Source organism: Deinococcus sp. QL22, assembly GCF_023370075.1.
In the GTDB taxonomy this organism is placed as follows: Bacteria; Deinococcota; Deinococci; order Deinococcales; family Deinococcaceae; genus Deinococcus.
The window spans coordinates 531,456-548,847 of record NZ_CP097149.1; the positions used below are offsets into that span (position 1 = coordinate 531,456).

The 17,392-nt window shown below is 63.8% G+C and carries 20 protein-coding genes; 11 read left to right on the top strand and 9 right to left on the bottom strand.

Going from position 1 to position 17,392, the window contains the following annotated elements; translation table 11 throughout:
- The first annotated feature begins 88 nt into the window (after positions 1-88).
- Both pckA and M1R55_RS02550 read left to right on the top strand, forming a co-directional pair.
- Positions 89-1,738, top strand: coding sequence for a phosphoenolpyruvate carboxykinase (ATP) (gene pckA / locus M1R55_RS02545; RefSeq protein WP_249393188.1), 1,650 nt, complete (start codon positions 89-91; stop codon positions 1,736-1,738).
- A gap of 334 nt (positions 1,739-2,072) precedes the next feature.
- The gene (locus M1R55_RS02550; RefSeq protein ID WP_249393189.1) at positions 2,073-2,816 is read left to right on the top strand and encodes a hypothetical protein; all 744 of its coding nucleotides are present in this window, start codon (positions 2,073-2,075) and stop codon (positions 2,814-2,816) included.
- Positions 2,817-2,888: 72 nt separating this feature from the next.
- Here the strand turns inward: M1R55_RS02550 and tilS are convergent, their stop codons facing one another.
- Complete coding sequence (gene tilS / locus M1R55_RS02555) at positions 2,889-4,517, bottom strand: tRNA lysidine(34) synthetase TilS (RefSeq protein WP_249393190.1); 1,629 nt, start codon at positions 4,515-4,517, stop codon at positions 2,889-2,891.
- Positions 4,518-4,551: 34 nt separating this feature from the next.
- Here tilS and M1R55_RS02560 point away from each other — a divergent pair, with 34 nt between their 5' ends.
- Positions 4,552-5,046 carry a peroxiredoxin gene (locus M1R55_RS02560; protein WP_249393191.1) on the top strand — a complete coding sequence of 165 codons (495 nt, stop codon included), beginning with the start codon at positions 4,552-4,554 and terminating at the stop codon, positions 5,044-5,046.
- A 69-nt stretch (positions 5,047-5,115) separates the two neighbouring features.
- On the opposite strand, the gene M1R55_RS02565 is transcribed toward M1R55_RS02560, so the two are convergent.
- From M1R55_RS02565 to M1R55_RS31720, 3 genes are all read right to left on the bottom strand, one after another.
- Positions 5,116-5,664 (bottom strand): hypothetical protein, encoded by a 549-nt coding sequence (locus M1R55_RS02565; protein ID WP_249393192.1) that lies wholly within the window; start codon positions 5,662-5,664, stop codon positions 5,116-5,118.
- An 82-nt stretch (positions 5,665-5,746) separates the two neighbouring features.
- On the bottom strand, positions 5,747-6,061 hold the full coding sequence (locus M1R55_RS31715) for an SDR family oxidoreductase (protein WP_256566007.1): 315 nt from the start codon (positions 6,059-6,061) through the stop codon (positions 5,747-5,749).
- Positions 6,062-6,072: 11 nt separating this feature from the next.
- A complete protein-coding gene (locus tag M1R55_RS31720) occupies positions 6,073-6,483 on the bottom strand; it encodes an SDR family oxidoreductase (RefSeq protein WP_256566008.1) in 411 nt (136 codons plus the stop codon).
- A 40-nt stretch (positions 6,484-6,523) separates the two neighbouring features.
- Here M1R55_RS31720 and M1R55_RS02575 point away from each other — a divergent pair, with 40 nt between their 5' ends.
- The gene (locus M1R55_RS02575) at positions 6,524-7,702 is read left to right on the top strand and encodes a class I SAM-dependent rRNA methyltransferase (RefSeq protein ID WP_249393193.1); all 1,179 of its coding nucleotides are present in this window, start codon (positions 6,524-6,526) and stop codon (positions 7,700-7,702) included.
- Between the two features lie 108 nt (positions 7,703-7,810).
- Here M1R55_RS02575 and M1R55_RS02580 read toward each other — a convergent pair whose 3' ends face one another.
- Positions 7,811-8,503 carry a Crp/Fnr family transcriptional regulator gene (locus tag M1R55_RS02580; RefSeq protein ID WP_249393194.1) on the bottom strand — a complete coding sequence of 231 codons (693 nt, stop codon included), beginning with the start codon at positions 8,501-8,503 and terminating at the stop codon, positions 7,811-7,813.
- A gap of 135 nt (positions 8,504-8,638) precedes the next feature.
- Here M1R55_RS02580 and M1R55_RS02585 point away from each other — a divergent pair, with 135 nt between their 5' ends.
- Positions 8,639-9,346 (top strand): ABC transporter ATP-binding protein, encoded by a 708-nt coding sequence (locus M1R55_RS02585; protein WP_249393195.1) that lies wholly within the window; start codon positions 8,639-8,641, stop codon positions 9,344-9,346.
- A gap of 136 nt (positions 9,347-9,482) precedes the next feature.
- Here M1R55_RS02585 and M1R55_RS02590 read toward each other — a convergent pair whose 3' ends face one another.
- Positions 9,483-10,562: an NADH:flavin oxidoreductase/NADH oxidase gene (locus M1R55_RS02590; RefSeq protein WP_249393196.1), complete on the bottom strand. Its 1,080-nt coding sequence runs from the start codon at positions 10,560-10,562 to the stop codon at positions 9,483-9,485.
- A gap of 239 nt (positions 10,563-10,801) precedes the next feature.
- Here M1R55_RS02590 and M1R55_RS02595 point away from each other — a divergent pair, with 239 nt between their 5' ends.
- From M1R55_RS02595 to M1R55_RS02605, 3 genes are read left to right on the top strand one after another with little or no spacing between them, the layout of a single operon-like run.
- Positions 10,802-10,990, top strand: coding sequence for a hypothetical protein (locus tag M1R55_RS02595; protein ID WP_249393197.1), 189 nt, complete (start codon positions 10,802-10,804; stop codon positions 10,988-10,990).
- Between the two features lie 29 nt (positions 10,991-11,019).
- Positions 11,020-11,994 carry an excalibur calcium-binding domain-containing protein gene (locus M1R55_RS02600; RefSeq protein WP_249393198.1) on the top strand — a complete coding sequence of 325 codons (975 nt, stop codon included), beginning with the start codon at positions 11,020-11,022 and terminating at the stop codon, positions 11,992-11,994.
- A gap of 13 nt (positions 11,995-12,007) precedes the next feature.
- The gene (locus tag M1R55_RS02605) at positions 12,008-12,289 is read left to right on the top strand and encodes a hypothetical protein (protein WP_249393199.1); all 282 of its coding nucleotides are present in this window, start codon (positions 12,008-12,010) and stop codon (positions 12,287-12,289) included.
- Between the two features lie 55 nt (positions 12,290-12,344).
- Here the strand turns inward: M1R55_RS02605 and M1R55_RS02610 are convergent, their stop codons facing one another.
- The 3 genes from M1R55_RS02610 to M1R55_RS02620 form a co-directional block, all read right to left on the bottom strand.
- Positions 12,345-13,133, bottom strand: coding sequence for an ABC transporter permease (locus M1R55_RS02610; RefSeq protein WP_249393200.1), 789 nt, complete (start codon positions 13,131-13,133; stop codon positions 12,345-12,347).
- 94 nt (positions 13,134-13,227) lie between these two features.
- The gene (locus tag M1R55_RS02615; protein WP_249393201.1) at positions 13,228-14,031 is read right to left on the bottom strand and encodes an ABC-2 family transporter protein; all 804 of its coding nucleotides are present in this window, start codon (positions 14,029-14,031) and stop codon (positions 13,228-13,230) included.
- Positions 14,032-14,127: 96 nt separating this feature from the next.
- Entirely contained in the window at positions 14,128-15,150 is a 1,023-nt protein-coding gene (locus M1R55_RS02620) for an ATP-binding cassette domain-containing protein (RefSeq protein WP_249393202.1), read from the bottom strand.
- 243 nt (positions 15,151-15,393) lie between these two features.
- On the opposite strand from M1R55_RS02620, the gene M1R55_RS02625 reads away from it, so the two are divergent.
- The 3 genes from M1R55_RS02625 (at position 15,394) to M1R55_RS02635 (ending at position 17,375) form a co-directional block, all read left to right on the top strand.
- Positions 15,394-16,023 carry a chromate transporter gene (locus M1R55_RS02625; RefSeq protein ID WP_249393203.1) on the top strand — a complete coding sequence of 210 codons (630 nt, stop codon included), beginning with the start codon at positions 15,394-15,396 and terminating at the stop codon, positions 16,021-16,023.
- Positions 16,023-16,547: a chromate transporter gene (locus tag M1R55_RS02630; protein WP_249393204.1), complete on the top strand. Its 525-nt coding sequence runs from the start codon at positions 16,023-16,025 to the stop codon at positions 16,545-16,547. Before M1R55_RS02625 ends, M1R55_RS02630 begins: the two co-directional genes overlap by 1 nt.
- A gap of 150 nt (positions 16,548-16,697) precedes the next feature.
- Complete coding sequence (locus M1R55_RS02635; protein ID WP_249393205.1) at positions 16,698-17,375, top strand: spermidine synthase; 678 nt, start codon at positions 16,698-16,700, stop codon at positions 17,373-17,375.
- The last annotated feature ends 17 nt before the right edge of the window (positions 17,376-17,392 follow it).

Below are 17,392 nucleotides of genomic sequence, written 5' to 3' on the forward strand. Positions count from 1 at the left end.
TGACTACACTAATGTTGGTCTGGAACCGCTTCACAGGCCACAATCGGGGGATAACCGTTCACACTTATTGATCCTAAAGGGAGGACTTATGAGCCTGACTAGCGCACGCCAAGAGGCGACGGGGTTGCCAGACGCACCAAGCACCGTCCTAAACGATTTGGGCATCCATACCGCTACGCTTCACCTTCAATCCGGCGTCACCGAACTGTACGAGGCAGCCCTGCGGCGCGGCGAAGGCCGAATCGCGGCGGGCGGCCCTTTGGCGGTGCGTACCAATAAAACGGGCCGCAGCCCCAAAGACCGCTTTATTGTGGAAGACGACCTGACGCGGGACGCCGTGTGGTGGGGCGGATTCAACACGCCGATCAGCCCGGTGGTGTTTGACCGCTTGCTGGACAAGATGACGGCCTACGCCAACGCGGGCGGCAAAGAATCCAAGACCAAAGAACTTTTCGTGCAACACCTGTTTGCAGGCACCGACCCGGCCCACCGCCTCGGCGTGCGCTTTGTGCAGGAAATGGCGTACCACTCGCTGTTTGTACGCAATATGTTCGTGCGGCCCAGTTTAGAGGAATTGGCCGACTTTACGCCCGACTGGACAGTGCTGAATCTGCCCGGATTCCGTGCCGATCCCGTACAGGACGGCGTTCGCAGCGACACGTTCATTCTGGTCAACTTTAGCCGCAAGATGGTACTGATCGGCGGCACCGAATACGCGGGCGAGAACAAGAAAGCCATTTTCGGCGTGCTGAATTTCCTGTTGCCAGAGCGTGGCGTGATGCCCATGCACTGCTCGGCCAACGTGGGGCCGGAAGGCGATGTAGCCCTGTTTTTCGGGCTGAGCGGCACGGGCAAGACCACCCTCAGCGCCGACCCCGCCCGCGCCCTGATCGGTGACGACGAACACGGCTGGACAGACGACGGCGTATTCAACTTCGAGGGCGGATGCTACGCCAAAGTCATCGGCCTGAACGCCGAAGCCGAGCCAGACATTTACCGCACTACACACACTTTTGGCACGGTGCTGGAAAACGTGGTGCTGGGCAGTGACGGCACGCCCGACCTGAACGACGGATCGCTGACCGAGAACACCCGCAGCGCCTACCCGATTCATCAGATCGGCAACATCGTGGAGGCGGGCCGCGCTGGGCATCCGCGCAATATCGTGTTCCTGACCGCCGACGCTTACGGCGTGCTGCCCCCCATCAGCCGCCTGACGCCCGAACAGACCATGTACTTCTTCCTGAGCGGCTTCACGGCCAAGATTCCCGGCACCGAAGACGGAATCACCGAGCCGCAGCCCACCTTCAGCACCTGCTTTGGCGCGCCCTTTATGCCCCGGCATCCCGGCGAATATGCCCGCCTGCTCGCGCAAAAAGTGCAGATCAGCGGTGCGCGGGTGTGGCTGGTGAACACGGGCTGGACAGGCGGCATGTACGGCCAAGGCAAACGCATGAGCATCCGCCACACGCGGGCCATGCTGAACGCGGCGCTATCGGGCGGGCTGGACGGCGTGACCTTTGAGCGCGAACCCCACTTTGGCCTGGAGATTCCCGCACAGGTTCCCGGCGTACCGGACGGCGTGCTGAACCCCCGCCACGCCTGGGCCGATGCAGCCGCTTACGACGTGGTGGCCCGCAAACTGGCCCGCATGTTCCGCGAGAACTTCAAGCGCTTCGAGGACGGCGTAGACGCAGCGGTGACGGCGAGTATGCCTGACCCGGACGCACAGAACTGAGGGTATAAGAAGTGGGACGTGGCAAGGGCGTCTAAGGGTATAGGGTCTGAGGGCTTAAGAAGTACTTCCAACTGAAGCCAAAGCCCTTGCCCCCGTCTCAGATTCCATTCCACACAATCATTACTCACCAACACACAGCGAGGCGCACTGGATTCATTCCCAGTTCGCCTCGCAACCTATGAAGTGTAGCAAACCCGGAACGGGTGCAGTGAAGCCGAGGCTCTGGCCTGCCTTGACTGTTGCGTGACAGATGGCTGACGGCACAGGCGCAGGCTCAAAGCAGGAAGAAACACCGTCCCCCACACCTCTCAGAGCGTTCATAAGGAGACAGCGGATGCACACTTTGCCTACCCTTGGTCGTCACGGAACGGTCAGCCCAAGCACAACTTCAGACACCCATTCCAGCCCGCTCACCTCTGCACTCCTGAACTACACCTTTCCTACCGCGCTGATAGACCGCCTACAAGTCGAACACCGCTGGACGCCTGCGCTGACGCTGCGGGCGCTGGAGGAATACCGCCGCTTTCTGGTGCTGGCCGCTACGGGCGGGGTTCCAGTCACGCCGTCCAAGCTAATAGACGAGGTCTGGCACCTGCACCTGACCTTTACCCGGGACTACTGGGAACGCCTCACCCCGCTGCTGCCCGCGCCCCTGCACCACGAACCAGCCAGCGGGCAACCCGGCGACGCCGCGCATTACGCCAACCAGTACCTGTCCACGCTGAATCTGTACGCCGAAACCTTCGGAAGTCAGCCGCCCGCCGACCTGTGGCCCGATCCGAACTGCAAGAGCGCCCCCAAACGCGAGTTTCCAACCCGCTGGCTGATTCCGCTGGCCGCCTCCCTGATCGCCTGGGCCACCTTTGCCTGGAGCAGTTTTGCCGTGCTGATCGCCCTAGCCGTGCTGGTGATGGTTGGAATAGCGCTGGCCGGGAACAGCGCTCCGACGCCGCGCAAGGACCGCAACAGTGATGGCGGCTCTGGCGGCAGCACCAGTTCGGACACGGGCGGCGACAGTTGCGATTCTGGTGGGGGCGACGGCGGCGGGGGTGGCTGCGGCGGCGGATGCGGGAGCTAGAGGAGGCAGAGTCCAACCCGGTGTAGGTTCGGGGAAATCAACCCAACCCAACGCAGGCCAAGCAGCGACCCTTCAGGCGGGGTCGCGTTCGGGTGTTTGGGGGCCAGTTGTTTGGAACGCGGTTTTGGCTTGCCGAACCTGCCGGAACGCCTCTTTCAGCAGCCGCGTCGCCTCTGTCGCCCGCACGCCGCCCAGTACGGTGGGCGTATGGCCCCAGTGAGCCGCCAAAACGTCCAGCACGCCGCCCAGCGCCCCCGCTTTAGGGTTGGCCGCGCCGTACACGATGCCGCCAATTCGCGCTTCCAGCGCCGCGCCCAGACACATCGGGCAGGGTTCCAGCGTGACCACCAACGTGCATTCGGTGAGGTACGGCGTGCCCAGCGTGGCGGCGGCTTCCCTGAGAGCAGCCAATTCCGCGTGCCGGGTCATATCGCCCTCCTGCCGGGAAGTGTTGCGGCCCCGGCCCACCACCGCGCCGCCGTGTAGCACCACCGCGCCCACCGGAACCTCTCCGGCCTCGGCGGCGGCGTGGGCCAGTGCCAAAGCCTCGCCCATAGCTCGGTGATGCACGTCTTCCGGCACGCCAGCCTGAGCGCGGGCACCCTCGGCCCACACGGGCGGGCGCACTCCTGCCCACTGCACGCCAGCGGCAGAAACCAGCACAGGCACGGTGTCCCGGCTTTCACGCGGCACCTTGGCATCGGTGAATACGTCGCTGAGCTTGCGGGTTCCGGCAGGCAGGCGGATTCGGTCAGCGGGCTTCCGGGTACGCAGAATCCAGCCGTCTGGAAGGGGGAAATCGGGCGGGGGCCATTTTTGCGGCGCGGTGTACAGCTTGCCTCCGGTGGCCGTGACCTGCCGCGCTCCCGGCAACGTCAGGTGCAAGGTGGCCGACTGGCGCAGGGCCGCCGTCAATGCCCCAATCTGATCGGCGTGAAAGCTGTGGCCCGCGCCCACCAATTCCTGCCGCACCCAGCGGCGCAGCACGGCGGGCAGTTGGGCAGCCAGCGGCGCGTGAGCCGTGATGCGGGCGGCCAACTCGGACAGGGCTGCGTCGTCTTCGGCACTCAGGCGGGCAATGCGGGCCAGCGCCATTTCTATGCCCGGAAAGCGGGCCGCCAGCACGGGCATCACCTCCAGCCGCAGCCACGCCCGCGTAAAAGACGGGTCGGCGTTGCTGGGGTCTTCTCGCCAGCCCTGATTGTGGGCCACCAAAAAAGCCTCTATGTCGGCCCGCGACACCCCCAGCCAGGGTCGATGCACCCGCCCCCGCACAGCGGGAATGCCGTGTAGCACGGCCTCTCCGCGCAGCAGGGCCATGAGCACCGTTTCGGCCTGATCGCGCCGGGTGTGGGCCGTCAGAATGGCCGAGGCTCCAACTTTCTTAGCAGCTCTGGACAGGAAATCGTAGCGCACGCGCCGGGCCGCATCTTCCCCATTCCAGCCCCGGCGGGCGGCCACTGCGCCCACATCCACCCGCGCCACTTCGCAGGGCACACCCAGCCCGGCGCATAACTCCTGTACCCAGCGGGCATCGTCGGCAGAATCGGAACGCAGGGCATGGTCAAGGTGGGCCGCCACCACCCGCGCCCCCGCCAACCGCAGCGCCAGCAGCAGCGCCACACTGTCTGCGCCGCCCGACACGCCCACGACAACGGTCTGGGCGGCATAGGGAAAGAGCACAGAGGTCAGCGGCAACACCGTTCGATTCTAGTCGGCCCCGTACAATCGGCGCATGACCACCATCTCGCCCTCCATGACTCCACCGGCCAAGATGGCCCCCGAATTTTCGGCCCGCAGCGACGATGGACGCACCCTGCGCCTGTCAGAGATGCGCGGCAAGTGGGTGATTCTCTTCTTCTATCCGCGTGCCGGGTCGCCCGGATGCAGCATCGAGGCGCGGCGGTTCGAGGCCAAAGTGGACGACTTCAATGCCCTGAACGCCCAACTGATCGGCGTAAGTCTGGATACCGAAGCGCGGCAGGCCAAGTTCCGCGACTCCTGCGGCCTGTCGTATCCGCTGATTCCAGACGGTGAACGCACGCTGTCTAAGGCATACGGCGTGATTGGCGGCCTTGGCGGGTTGCTGGGCATGGCCGCCCGCGAAACGTTTCTGATTGCCCCAGACGGCACTCTGGCCCGCCACTGGCGCACCGTGAACCCGGCCAACCACGCGGCAGACGTGCTGAAGGAACTGGAAACGCGCAGTTGCAACTGGCCTAAAGCGTAGAAGGATCAAAACAGGGGCGGCGAGTCCTGAAACTGTGCCTCGTCGCCCCGCTGATCTCCGCTTCCTCTCTTAAAACTTGGCCCGCGCTTCCATCCCTGTCAGCTTGAGCTTGTCGGTCAGGACGGTGCTGCCGCCCGTGATCAATACACCGATGTAGCCGTGACCTGCTTTGGCCGCCGCGTCCAGCTCTGGGCCACGCAGGGTGAAGGCCATGGCCGTGCCGGAGGTCAGGTTCACGGTTCCGATCTGGCGGGCCACTTCTCCGGCCGGGTCGCACAGGATGACCGGGGCGAGGTTGGTGGTGGCGCACCCGGCGGGCAGAGGGTCGACGGTGCTGCGAATAAAGACGTTTGCGCCGCTGAGGTTGCCGCCGCCGCTGGTATAGGTCGCCATGCCCGTGATACTGACCTGTTGCAGCACACCGGGCAGACTCACGCCGCCTAACACATCGGTTTTCATGTAGATGACCCGGCCTGCTACCGCGCTGCTGGGCGGCAGGCTAACTTCGGCGTCTGGAATGGGCACGGCGGGCGTGGGAATGACGCCGCAGGACGTGAACGCCAGCGAAGCTAAGGCAGCGGCAGCAAGCAAGGTCTGTTTCATGGTGACTGTCTTCATAAGAGCTGTATTCTGCGCCCCTGCTCTGCCCGTGCGACAGCGAATTTTTTATGCCGGACAACTCTTTTTGAATCAGGAAACTCTAGAACGCCACATCCTGCACGGTGGGATGCAGCAAGATTTCGTCTATGCGGGCGTGAGCGGGGGCGCTCAGGGCGTATAGCGTGGCCTGCGCGACATCTGCGGGGCGCAGCCAGGCGGCTTTGTGGGCCTCGCCCTGCACGCTGCCACCGAAATAGGTGTCTACCCTGCCGGGGCGAATCTCGGTGACGCGCAGGCCGTAGCCGTGGCCCTCGTGCGCCAACGCCTGCGTGATGGCCCGCTGGGCATATTTGCTGGCCGTATATAGCGCCCCATTGGCAAAGGTGCGGCCCGACACGTCGCTGGTGATGTTCACGAGGCTGGACGTCAGCCCCCCGCGTGCCGGGCCTGAAACTGACCGATCAGCGCCCGTGTGACCAGGAGCGTGCCCAGAACGTTGGTGTCCATTACGCGGTGGTATTCGGCAGGAGTGATGTCCTGTACGGGCAAAAATGAGCCGACGCCCGCATTGTTGACCAACGAATCCACGCCCGCTTGTGTAGCAGCTTCGGCAAAAGCGCTCACGCTGGTTTCGTCGGTCACGTCCAGCGGCAAGAAGATTGCGCCCGGCAGTTCCAGGCCCGTCACATCCCGCGCCCCGCCGATCACGGTTGCGCCCGCCGCCGCCAACGCCTGCACCAGTGCCCAGCCGATGCCTTTGCTTGCGCCTGTAACGGCCACCACGCGGCCTGAGAGGTCAAATGAGGTTCCAGTCAGGCTCGTTGCGCTTGAGGTCATGCGGTCAACTCTACCCGCTCTTGCCTGCTAGCCTGCCCCTATGAAGAAGAGTCTGTCTGTGACCCTCAGCCCCGGCGCGGTTCGGCGCATCGCGGGGCGCTATCCGTTTGGGCATTCCGGCGATATTGCCGCCGCCGACGCGGGCATTGCTCCCGGTGAAGTGGTGGATGTGCGCGACCCCGGTGGGCCGTTCTTGGGGCGCGGCTACTTTAACCCCGACGGCGCGACGCCGCTGCGAATGCTGACGTGGCAAAAAGAAGAGATTGACCTGAAGTTTTACCGCGCCCGAATCCGTGCGGCGCTGGCACGGCGGGCCGGAAGAATCCTGAACACCGACGCCATGCGTGTGCTGCACGCCGAGGCCGACGGTATGCCGGGCATTATTGCCGACCAGTTTGGCAGCGTGCTGAGTGTGCAACTGCGGAACGCGGGCGTGGAGCGTCACCGCGACCTGATCCTGCGTGCCCTGCGCGAAGAAACGGGCGCGGCCAGTGCTTTTGAGCGCAGTGACACGGGCGAGCGCCGCCGCGAAGGGCTGGGGCTGCAAACCAGCATCCTATGGGGCGATGTGCCGGAGCGCGTGACCTTTTTCGAGGACGATCTGAACCTGCACTTTGCGCCGATGGACGCCCAGAAGACCGGGTTTTTTCTGGATCAGCGCGACAACCGCCGCATGATGCGCGGCCTCGTGAAGCCCGGCGAACACTTTTTGGACGTGTACAGCTACACGGGCGGCTTCTCTCTGCACGCGGCGCGGGCCGGAGCCAAAACCGTAGCAATCGACAAGGACAATGTGGCGTTGGCCGTACTGGAGCGAGAAGCTGGCCTGAACGAAGTGCGCGTGGGCGTGCGTTGGGGCGACGCGATAGAGCAATTGACTGGGCTGGAGAAGGAAAAACGTACCTTCAGCGCCGCCGTGCTCGACCCGCCCACCCTCGCCAAGCGCAAGGACGACGTACCCCGTGCCAAGCGGATTTTTACTGATGGAGCCGCCCGCGCCCTGCGAATGCTGACCCCTGGCGGGCATCTGCTGATCAGCACGTGTGCCCACTACATCCGGGTAGACGACCTGCTGGACGCGGCGCGGGTGGCCAGCGGCGAGGCAGGCTGCGACGCCGAAGTGACCGCCATCACCTACCAGCCCGCCGACCATCCCCACCTGCTGAGCGTGCCGGAGAGCCTGTATCTGAAGAGTATTTTGCTGCGCAAGGAAGGGTGATACGGACTCCGCTCCATTCCGCCACAACCTTGGCAGCACCGCTTGCGGCTCCATATCGCGTCGCCCGTATTTGTTCTTACTCGCTCCGCTCCGATTGAGTCTTCTCCCCTACTCCCCGTCTCCATCATCGAGCGGCACGGCTCCCAGCCCTTCCACATCCAGCAGACGTACCGTGCGGGGCGTGATTGCCAGCAGGCCCTGCGCTTCCAGTTTTTTCATGACGCGGGCTACCGTTTCGCGGCTGGCACTGATGCGCTGCATGATGTCCTGCGTGCCCAGCGGCAACGTTGCCGGTTCAGGCACCCCCGCCGCGAGGCGCTGCTGATACTGCGTGGTAAACACGTGGGCCAGCGCCGCTTCGGTGTTCAGGCCAAAGGCGATCAGTTCATCGTTGAGGTTGGTCACGCGCTGCACCAGCATGGCCGCCAGATTCCACAACACTGTGGGATGGCGGTTCAGCAATACCTCGAAATGCTCGCGGTACAGCATCAACGTGGTGACATCGGTAAGGGCCGTGACGGTGGCGCTGCGCTGCTGATGCGACAACACCGAGGTTTCGCCCACCAGACCGGGGGCGTAGATGTCGCCCATGACGCGCTCGCGGTGGCCGAGGCTGACCCGGCTGACCCGCACCGCGCCGCCCGTAATCAGGTGCAGCGCGTCGCCGGATACGTCTTGTGACAGCACCACTTCGCCGGTTCGGTAGGCGCGTGGGGTCAAAATTTTGAGGGCGTCCCGCATAGCTTCTTCGGGCACATTCTGAAACAGGGGCGAACGCTGCAAAACTTCCAAACGAGACATCGGGGGCAGTCTAGCGTGACAAGTGTCAGCCTAAGGAAAGCGGCTGATTTGAGTTGAATACTTCACAATGATCAACAAACTTTGGCCTGTTTCAGTAGAAAGTAACTGTGTTCGGCGGCTCCCCCATGAGCTACCATGCGCCGCGTGACCTTGCCCGAGCCCGCCGCTTCCGTCCCCACCCGTCAGGCCGCTGCCCTCGCTGCCGTGAATGTGCGGCACAGCTTCGGAGAACTGACTGTGCTGCACGGCGTCTCTTTGAGTGTGGCGGCGGGCGAAGTGGTGGCCGTGACCGGGCCGAGCGGCAGCGGCAAAAGCACATTGCTGCATCTGCTGGGCGGGCTGGATGTGCCGCAAGAGGGCGAAGTGTGGTGGGCAGGCGAACGCGCCGACACGCTGGACACGCAGGCCCGCGCCACACGCCGTGCAGGACGGGTCGGACTGGTGTTTCAGCACCATTATTTGCTGGAAGACCTGAACGTGCTGGACAACGTGCGCGTTCCGGCGTTGCTGTCGGGCCAAGACGGCACCGAACGCGCCCGCGAACTGCTGGCCAGGGTCGGACTGGCCGGACGCGAAAAAGCCCTGCCCGGCGTACTCAGCGGCGGCGAACGGCAACGTGTAGCGGTAGCCCGCGCTCTGGCTTCACGCCCTGCGGTGGTACTGGCCGACGAACCCACAGGCAGCCTTGACCGCGTCAACGCCGACATGGTAGCCGCCCTGCTGATCGATCTGGCGCGGGAAAATCAGGCGGGAGTGCTGCTGGTCACGCACGACGAACGCCTCGCGGCCCGCGCTGACCGCACGCTGCATCTGCTGGATGGGCGGATGGTGGAGGGGAGTTAGGGTTCGGGGGGCGAACGGCGTTTAAAAGTCTTAGAACGGCAAATGGTGTGCTGGGCGTGTTTTCTCTGACGCCCTGCCCTGTTCCAAACCCCACCGCCCCAGCACCTTAAACCCTAGACCCTTAGACGCAGCGCCATCAGCGCCCACTCCGCGCATACTGATTCGCCTGTTGAGGCACCGTGCCCAGTGCCGTCGCCGCCGTTTGTACCCAATGTGGATCGCGCAGGAATGGGCGGGCCAGCGCGATCAGGTCGGCCTCTCCAGCTTGCAAAATCCGTTCGGCCAGTTCGGGCGTATCGATCAGGCCCACCGTCATCACGGCCAAATCGGGCACGGCCTGCTTGATCTGCGCGGCCATCGGTGTTTGGAAGGCGGGGCCGACGGGGATCTGCTGCGCGGTGGTCAGGCCGCCGCTGCTGATGTCCATCGCGTCCACGCCCTCTTTGTCCAGCAAACTTGCCAATGCGGCGCTCTGGGCCGTGTCCCAGCCGCCTTCTGCCCAATCGGTGGCGCTGATTCGCACGAACAGGGGCAGATGCATGGGCCACACCGCCCGCACACCACGCACCACTTCGAGGAGGAACCGGGTGCGGTTTTCGAAGCTGCCGCCGTAACTGTCGGTGCGCGAGTTTGCCAGTGGCGACAGGAATTGATGCAGCAGGTAGCCGTGCGCGGCGTGAACCTCTACGGCATCGAATCCGGCCATCACGGCCCGCTGGGTGGCTGCCACAAAATCGGCAGTCACGCGGTGAATATCGGCCTCGGTCATGGCACTGGGCACAGGAAACGTGTCGCTGAACGGCTGATCGTCCGGCCCGACCACTGTCCAGCCGCCCTGTTCCGGCAGCACGGCCCCGCGCCCGCGCCAGGGCGCGTAGGTGCTGGCTTTGCGCCCCGCGTGCGCCAACTGAATGCCAATTCGCCCGCCCTGCGCGTGCACAAAATCGGTCACGCGGCCCAGCGGCACGATCTGGTTATCGGCCCACAAGCCCAGATCTTCGGGACTGATGCGGCCTTCGGGTGATACGGCGGCAGCTTCGGTAAAAATCAGGCCCGCGCCGGCCAGCGCGAACTGGCCCAGATGCACCAGATGAAACTCGTTGGCCAGGCCATTTTGCGAGGAATACATGCACATCGGAGACACGACGGCGCGGTTGGGCAGCGTGAGGCCAGCCAGTTTGAAGGGTTGAAACAGCAGGGGCGCGGCGGCAGTCATGCGCCAAATCTAGGGCGCTGGCGCGGCTTAGGCCAGCAGGCAGATGCTTAAGCTTGGGGGGCAAGCCAGAATAAAGGCCATGTCGCCCCAGATCGTTACCTCGCCAGAAGGCCTGACACCCGCACAATTGGGCGGCCTTTTTGAGGGCTGGCACCAGCCTCACTCGCCCGAAATGCTGTACCGGATGCTCTCTGGCTCGTACCGGAATGGGGCGCCGGCAAGGCCCAGCGTCGCGCCTGATGGACACCCTATTCGGTCAACTGGCCCACCTGTACGCCGTAGACCTGTGCTGCGACGACAACCTGATTCCCTTTTACGAGCGCTTGGGCATGCAGCGGGGCACGGCGATGGTGCGCCGAGACTATGCGCGGCAAAGTGGCGCGACCTCCACACAGCCACGTAAAGAAATGGCTCTGACAGAACTTTGAATAGGTAAATGTTTTAATCTCAAGTCAACGTGAAACGACCCTCTTGGTTCCGCTTGCTGTGCCTCGGAGCAACCCTCCTGTGTGCGCCAGCAACCAGCGCACAGACCGCCCCCTTTACCGTAGACGTGCGCTATCTGGGCAAGGCGCTGAACGCCTCGCAGCAGGCCACCGTGCGCGAGGCGGCGGCGCGGGTATCGGCCCTGATCGCCTCTCCATTCGTATCAGTAACGCTGGATTTGCCCGCCAATTCTTGCGATTCCAACCTGCCCCGGATTCGTGAAAAAGTGCAGCGGTTTTTCGTGTTCGTGCGCGTGACCGATCTGGGCGAGGACAAATACGCCGAGGCCGCGCCCTGCGAGCTGCAAGACGACTCCTATCTGCCGATCTACGGCGTCATCGACCTGAATGCCAATGTGCTGGGCGACCTGCCGAGAGTGGATTTGCTGGACACCATGATTCACGAAATGCTGCACGCGCTCGGCGTAGGAACGCTCTGGGAAGCCGATTACCGGGTGTCTATCAGCGGCGATTCGGACGATAAAAATCTGATCAAAAAAGTGAGCGGGAAGTATTACTACACGGGGGCCAAAGCTTTGGCTGCGTACCAGAATTTGGGCGGCAAGGTCGGCGCGGGCACTGGCATTCCGCTGGACGCCGACGGGGGCCACTGGGCGGGCAGGGCGGTCTGCTCCGAAATCCTGTCGGGCGACGCCGGAGACTACACGGGCCGCGTGAATCCGGTCAGCCCGCTGACGCTGGGGGCGCTGGAGGATCTGGGCTACCGCGTGAACCGGGCCGCCGCCAACCGCTACACCCTGCCGCTGAAGGGCTGCCCAGACAGCGATGAAGAAGAGGAAGCAGCAGAGGCCGAAGCCGCCGCCAACAGCGTGTTTTTTGCCAGTTGCGCCGCCGCCCGCGCTGCCGGAGTCGCCCCGATTCGGCGTGGGCAACCCGGCTACCGCGCCGCGATGGACGGCGACGGGGATGGTGTGGCGTGCGAGTAGGAGCCGTCGCAGTGTGAGCGATTCCAGAACCGACTATGACCAGGGCTATGAAACCTTCATGTCGTTTGCCCAACACCGCGTGGTGACAGGCAGCCGCGCCATTGCCCACGCCGAAGAATTGCGCGGGCTGATAGACCTGCACGGCGCGTGGGGCTGGACATGGGCCGAGTTTCAGGAGAAGGCTGGCGTGCGCTTTGACGGAGACACGGCGCATGTGACCGAGTTGTATTGGGCTGGGGATGCGGGGACGTTGGAAGAGGTGTGGGAGCGGGTGCAGGGGGCAGGAAGGGGCTGAGTCTAAGAGTCCAGGGTCTGAGGAAGGTCAGGGCAATTGCTTTCCGCATCACCCCTCAGCTACTCGCGCTCGTGTAACTGCCCACCGCCTTCTTCCAAAACAGGCGGCTGCCGACAAACAGCACGGCGGCCACCAGAGGCGAGGCCAGCGCCAGCAGAGGCGACAATCCGCCCGTAAGAGCCTGGGCAGGCACAGTGGTAATAAAGGCGATAGGCACGACAAAAGTCAGGAAAGCCCGCACGGGAACAGGGAACGCCGTGACCGGAAAACGGCCCGCGCCGAACACGCCGTTGAACAATTCGGACATGTTCTGGGTTTTGACGAACCAGAAAGCGGTGGTGCTGAGCGCCAGCCAGATGCAGTACACGATCACCAGCGCTGACAGGTACAGGACGCCGGCGGCCAGCACGCCCCCCAGCGTGACCGTGAGAAACGAGGCGGCATAGAAGATCAGGCCCAGGCCGATCAGGATGTCGGTGACGCGTAGCACGTTCAGGTTGCGCGTGGACACGTTGAACTGCGCGTCAATGGGCTTGAGCAACGTGAAATCCATGCTGCCGGTGCGAACGGCCTCGGCAATTTTGCTCATGTTGGGCTGCACGAATACGCTGATAAAGCCTTCGGTGAGCATAAAAAAACCAACCACCAACAAGGCCTGATGAAACGAGTACCCGCCCACGCTGACGGTTCCGGGCTGCCCAAACAGCACGGCGATCCCCAGCAGGGCCACGCCCACTTCTCCGAGGCTGGCCAGAACCGCCCCTAAAAAGTTGGCCCGGTACTCCAACTGAGCTGAAATGGTGGCCCCAGTAAAAATACGGATGAGGCGGAGGTAACGGGTCATCTGCACCCTTTGCGCCGTGAGTGGTGGGTGGTCAGTAGGAAGTGGGAACAACGCGACACCAACGGCCTAAACCCACGATCCAACCACAGTCCTTTCACGCCCCTACCGCCCCGTATTTCTTCAGGCCCAGACGCCACACCCACACCCTGACCAGCACGAACACGGCCAGCCAGCCCAGCAGCACCAACGCGCCCTGTCCGGCCTGTTCCAGCGTGGCTTTTCCGGCGATCAGGCTGGCGGGCAGGCCCAGCATGTAGGGAAACGGTGTCCAGACGGCAATGTCCTGCACCCACTGCGGATAGAAGGCCAGCGGCGCAAACAGGCCACCCAGCGCGGCGTACACCAGCCACACCACTTCCTGAAAACTGGTGCTCGATTCTGTCCAGAAGGCCAGTAGGCCCAACGAGTATTCCCACAAGAAACGCACCGTAAATCCCAGAATGACCAGACCCAGGACGGCGGCGTACACGCGCCAATCGGTGCTGAATCGCGCCCCGGCCAGCCACGCGAACAGGCCTACCAGCACCAGCATGATCGGAAAGCGCACGATTTTTTCGGCCACGTGCCCGCTGTAGTGGCCCCACATCGGATCCATCGGGCGCAGCAGCTTGGGCGACAGCGTACCCTGCCTGACCTCGAAATCCAGTTCCCAGGCCACCCAGACCACCAACAGTTGCCCGACAAACCAGGTGGCCAAAAAGTACGACGCGAAATCGGACGCCGAAAAGCCCCGAATCTGGCCTCCCGGCGCGGCGGCAGCCTGCCCCATCCAGACCAGCATCATGATCAGGGAGAGCGTGCCCGACAGCATCCAGATCACGATTTCGGCCCGATATTCGGTCATCAGGGCAAACTGGGTGGAAAAGAGAATGCGGAACTTGCGGAGGAAGGGGGTCATGAGCGCTCCCGGCACGGGCTATGGATTGTGGATCGTGGATCGTGGGAAAAACAACAGCGCCAACCCACGATCCACGATCTACCTTCTACACTCGCTCTAACCCGCACTCTCGGCCACCGCCTTTTCCTTCCCAGCCCCAAATAACTCCGCCATTACCGCTTCAATCGGCTGGTCTTCTACCGTCAAATCCGCCACGTCCAGGTCGGCCAGCAGGCGGGCGGCGCGGGCGCTGACTTCCGAGCGGGGCACGCTCAGTTCGGCGCTGAGGCCGTCTACTTTGGCGTCAAAGCCGTAGCGCGACAATTCGGCCAGCGAAATCGGCTGACGCAGTTGCAGGCGCACCGTTTTGCCGCCGCTGCTCTGCTCGGCCAGACTTGCGAGGTCGCCGTCAAAGATCAACTGGCCCGCGTCTATCACCAGGATTCGGCGGGCCAGCGCGGTCACGTCGGCCATGTAATGACTGGTCAGGATCACGGTGGCCTCGAACCTTTGGTTGTAATCGCGCACAAAGGCCCGCACACTTTCCTGCATATTCACGTCCAGCCCAATGGTGGGTTCATCCAGAAACAACACCTTGGGGCGGTGCAGCAGTGCGGCGGCCAGTTCACACTTCATCCGCTCGCCCAAACTCAGCTTGCGCACCTGCTTTTTCAGGATGCCTTCCAGCCCCAGCACCTCGGTAAATTCGCGCATGGTGGCGTGGTACTGCGCGTCGGGAATTTCGTAGATCGCCTGATTCACGAGGAAGGAATCGAGGGCAGGCAAGTCCCAGATCAATTGTTGTTTCTGGCCCATGACCAGCGTAATTTGCTTCAGGAACGGGTTCTCGCGCTTGCGTGGCTCGTAGCCTGCCACCCGCGCCGTGCCGCCCGTGGGGTGCAGCAGGCCCGACAGCATCTTCAGTGTGGTGGTCTTCCCCGCCCCGTTCGGCCCCAAAAATCCCACCACCTCACCCGGCGCAAGGTCGAAGGACACGCCCTTCACCGCCTCTACCTCATGCGATTTGCGGTTGAAGAATGACCGGACGCTGCCCATCAGACCGGGGTCTTTTTCGTGGACGGTGTAACTCTTGCGCAGGTCGCGTACCTGCACGGCCACGCTGGGCGGCGGGGAGGTCATCCGGGCCTGCTCTGATTCCCGATCACCCGGAACCGGGCCGAATACGTCTGCAACCTATCGCAAGTTCTGTTCATGTTGCTTCCCAGCATAAACCTGCGCCGAGACTTACAAATAGGCGAAATGGCGGGGCCGACTTTAAAGACGGCACCCAGATGAATTTTGTGCATTGTGTACGCCCGTGTTCCCCGCACGGTCACGCTGTTTTTGGCCTGTTGGCAGGCCCCACAGGGGTAGGCTGCGGGCATGCCTGTCACGCTGCCCACACCCCCACAACTGGAGGATGACCCACCCCAGCCCCGGCTGACCCCACCCCTACCAGCCACGCCGCTGAATCTGACCCGCGCTTTTGTGGGCGTGGCGCTGGCAGGCATCGGGGGCGGAATTCCAGGCCACACGCGCCGCGCCGTACTGAACCGGGGCTGGCTGAACGACGCCGAATTTGCCGAAGCCTTTACGCTGGCGCAACTGACGCCGGGGCCGAACGGTGTGAATCTGGCGGCGATGGTGGGGGCACGTCTGGGCGGCAAACGGGGCGCACTCGCCAGTACCTTGGGGGTGTTGACGCCGGGGCTGATCGCCATGACTGCCGTGACCGTGCTGCTGCTGGGGCTGCCCGGTGGCCTGCCGCCCGCGCTGCAAAGTGCCCTGCGCGGCGCAGCCTGTGCCGCTTTGGCCGTCATGCTGGCCATGGTCGGCCCCATCGTGCGCGTGGGCTGGAACCTGAAAGCGGGGCGGCTTCCCATCGGCGCGGCGGTCACGGTGCTGACGTTTGTGGCGCTGGGCGTGCTGCGGCTGGATCTGCTACCTGTACTGGTGGTGCTGGTCGGCGCGGGCCTGGTGGCGCACCGTCCCCGGCGGGCACAGAGCAGCTGATGCCTACTGCTGATCTGCTGCTCGATCTTTTTCTGACCTTCGTGCGCCTGGGCCTGACTGGATTTGGCGGCACCAACTTGGCCGAAATGGAGCGTCTGCTGGTGGGACAGCGGGGCTGGATAGACGCCCGCACCTTTGCCAACGGCTTTGCACTGGGTCAGCTGATGCCGGGGCCGAACCTCCTGGCGGTCACGCATTATGGCCTGGTGATCGCCGGGGGCTGGGGCGCGGCGGCGGCGACGGTGGGTTTTTATGGCCCCACAGCGGTACTCAGCGCGGCGGCGGCCCTCCTCTGGAAACGGCACAGCGCCCACCCCTGGAGCCTGACCTTCCGGGACGCCCTGCTGCCCTTTGGCGGCGGCGTGATGCTGGCGGGCGTGCTGGTGCTGGGCCAGACCAGCATTCATTCGTGGGCGGCGGCGGGGTTGGCGGCTTTGGCCTTTGTCATTTTACGCCGCACCCGACTGAATTCGGCGTTGGTAGTGGTCGGTGCGGCGGTGCTGGGAGCGCTGATCGGGCTTTAGGGGACGGTTTCTGGGGCTTGGTCTAAGAAGGTCAAGGACTGTGCCAGACGCCTACTTTCTACTGCTCTGCCCACCCAAGCCCTCACTGCCCCAGCCCCTTAGACCCTTGACCCTTCTACCCTGAGACCTTCCCCGGCTACACTTGGCCGCGTGAGTGGTTACACCGTCCTCAGCCGCGCCCCGATTCCGGGCAGTCCCGAAGACCTGATCCTGTATCAGCGGGACGACGAATTTACGATCCGGATCAGCGGCTATGTCAGCGAACTGATGAACAGCCGCATGCACGGTTCCGAAGACGCGCTGGCCGAATATGCTTGCCCAATCGTGGCGGGGCGGGCGGGCGTGCGCGTGCTGGTGGGCGGCCTCGGCATGGGCTTTACACTGGCGGCGGCCCTGCGGTCTACCGGGCCAGATGCAGAGGTCACGGTGGCTGAACTGGTGCCGCAGGTGGTGGACTGGAACCGGGGGCCGCTGGGCGAGTGCGCGGGCCACCCGCTGGACAATCCCCGAACCCGCGTGCATGTGGGCGATGTGGCCGAACTGCTCCGGGGCAGCCGTGCCGTGTGGGACGCCGTGCTTCTGGACGTAGATAACGGCCCGGACGGAATGACCCACAAGGAAAACGACTGGTTGTACAGCCACAAGGGACTAAAAGCAATCGCGGCGGCCCTGACCCCCGGCGGCGTGCTGGCGATCTGGTCGGTAGACCCAGACCCCAAATTCACCGCCCGCCTGATCAAAGCGGGCTACAGCGTGGAAACCCGAATAGCCCGCGAACGCCCCGGCAAAGGCGCGAAACACACGATTTGGCTGGCCGTGCGTCCATAGGGGGCAGTGCCCTTTTT

Excerpts from the sequence above, each read along its gene's own strand:
- M1R55_RS02560 (WP_249393191.1), top strand. The coding sequence starts at position 4,552 with ATGACCACCATCTCGCCCTCCATGACTCCACCGGCCAAGATGGCCCCC.
- M1R55_RS02625 (WP_249393203.1), top strand. The coding sequence starts at position 15,394 with ATGCCTGTCACGCTGCCCACACCCCCACAACTGGAGGATGACCCACCC.
- M1R55_RS02595 (WP_249393197.1), top strand. The coding sequence starts at position 10,802 with ATGGACACCCTATTCGGTCAACTGGCCCACCTGTACGCCGTAGACCTG.
- M1R55_RS02615 (WP_249393201.1), bottom strand. The coding sequence starts at position 14,031 with ATGACCCCCTTCCTCCGCAAGTTCCGCATTCTCTTTTCCACCCAGTTT.
- M1R55_RS02585 (WP_249393195.1), top strand. The coding sequence starts at position 8,639 with ATGCGCCGCGTGACCTTGCCCGAGCCCGCCGCTTCCGTCCCCACCCGT.
- M1R55_RS02610 (WP_249393200.1), bottom strand. The coding sequence starts at position 13,133 with ATGACCCGTTACCTCCGCCTCATCCGTATTTTTACTGGGGCCACCATT.
- M1R55_RS02580 (WP_249393194.1), bottom strand. The coding sequence starts at position 8,503 with ATGTCTCGTTTGGAAGTTTTGCAGCGTTCGCCCCTGTTTCAGAATGTG.
- pckA (WP_249393188.1), top strand. The coding sequence starts at position 89 with ATGAGCCTGACTAGCGCACGCCAAGAGGCGACGGGGTTGCCAGACGCA.
- M1R55_RS02630 (WP_249393204.1), top strand. The coding sequence starts at position 16,023 with ATGCCTACTGCTGATCTGCTGCTCGATCTTTTTCTGACCTTCGTGCGC.
- M1R55_RS02550 (WP_249393189.1), top strand. The coding sequence starts at position 2,073 with ATGCACACTTTGCCTACCCTTGGTCGTCACGGAACGGTCAGCCCAAGC.
- M1R55_RS02575 (WP_249393193.1), top strand. The coding sequence starts at position 6,524 with ATGAAGAAGAGTCTGTCTGTGACCCTCAGCCCCGGCGCGGTTCGGCGC.
- M1R55_RS02590 (WP_249393196.1), bottom strand. The coding sequence starts at position 10,562 with ATGACTGCCGCCGCGCCCCTGCTGTTTCAACCCTTCAAACTGGCTGGC.
- M1R55_RS02620 (WP_249393202.1), bottom strand. The coding sequence starts at position 15,150 with ATGACCTCCCCGCCGCCCAGCGTGGCCGTGCAGGTACGCGACCTGCGC.
- M1R55_RS02565 (WP_249393192.1), bottom strand. The coding sequence starts at position 5,664 with ATGAAGACAGTCACCATGAAACAGACCTTGCTTGCTGCCGCTGCCTTA.
- M1R55_RS31720 (WP_256566008.1), bottom strand. The coding sequence starts at position 6,483 with ATGACCTCAAGCGCAACGAGCCTGACTGGAACCTCATTTGACCTCTCA.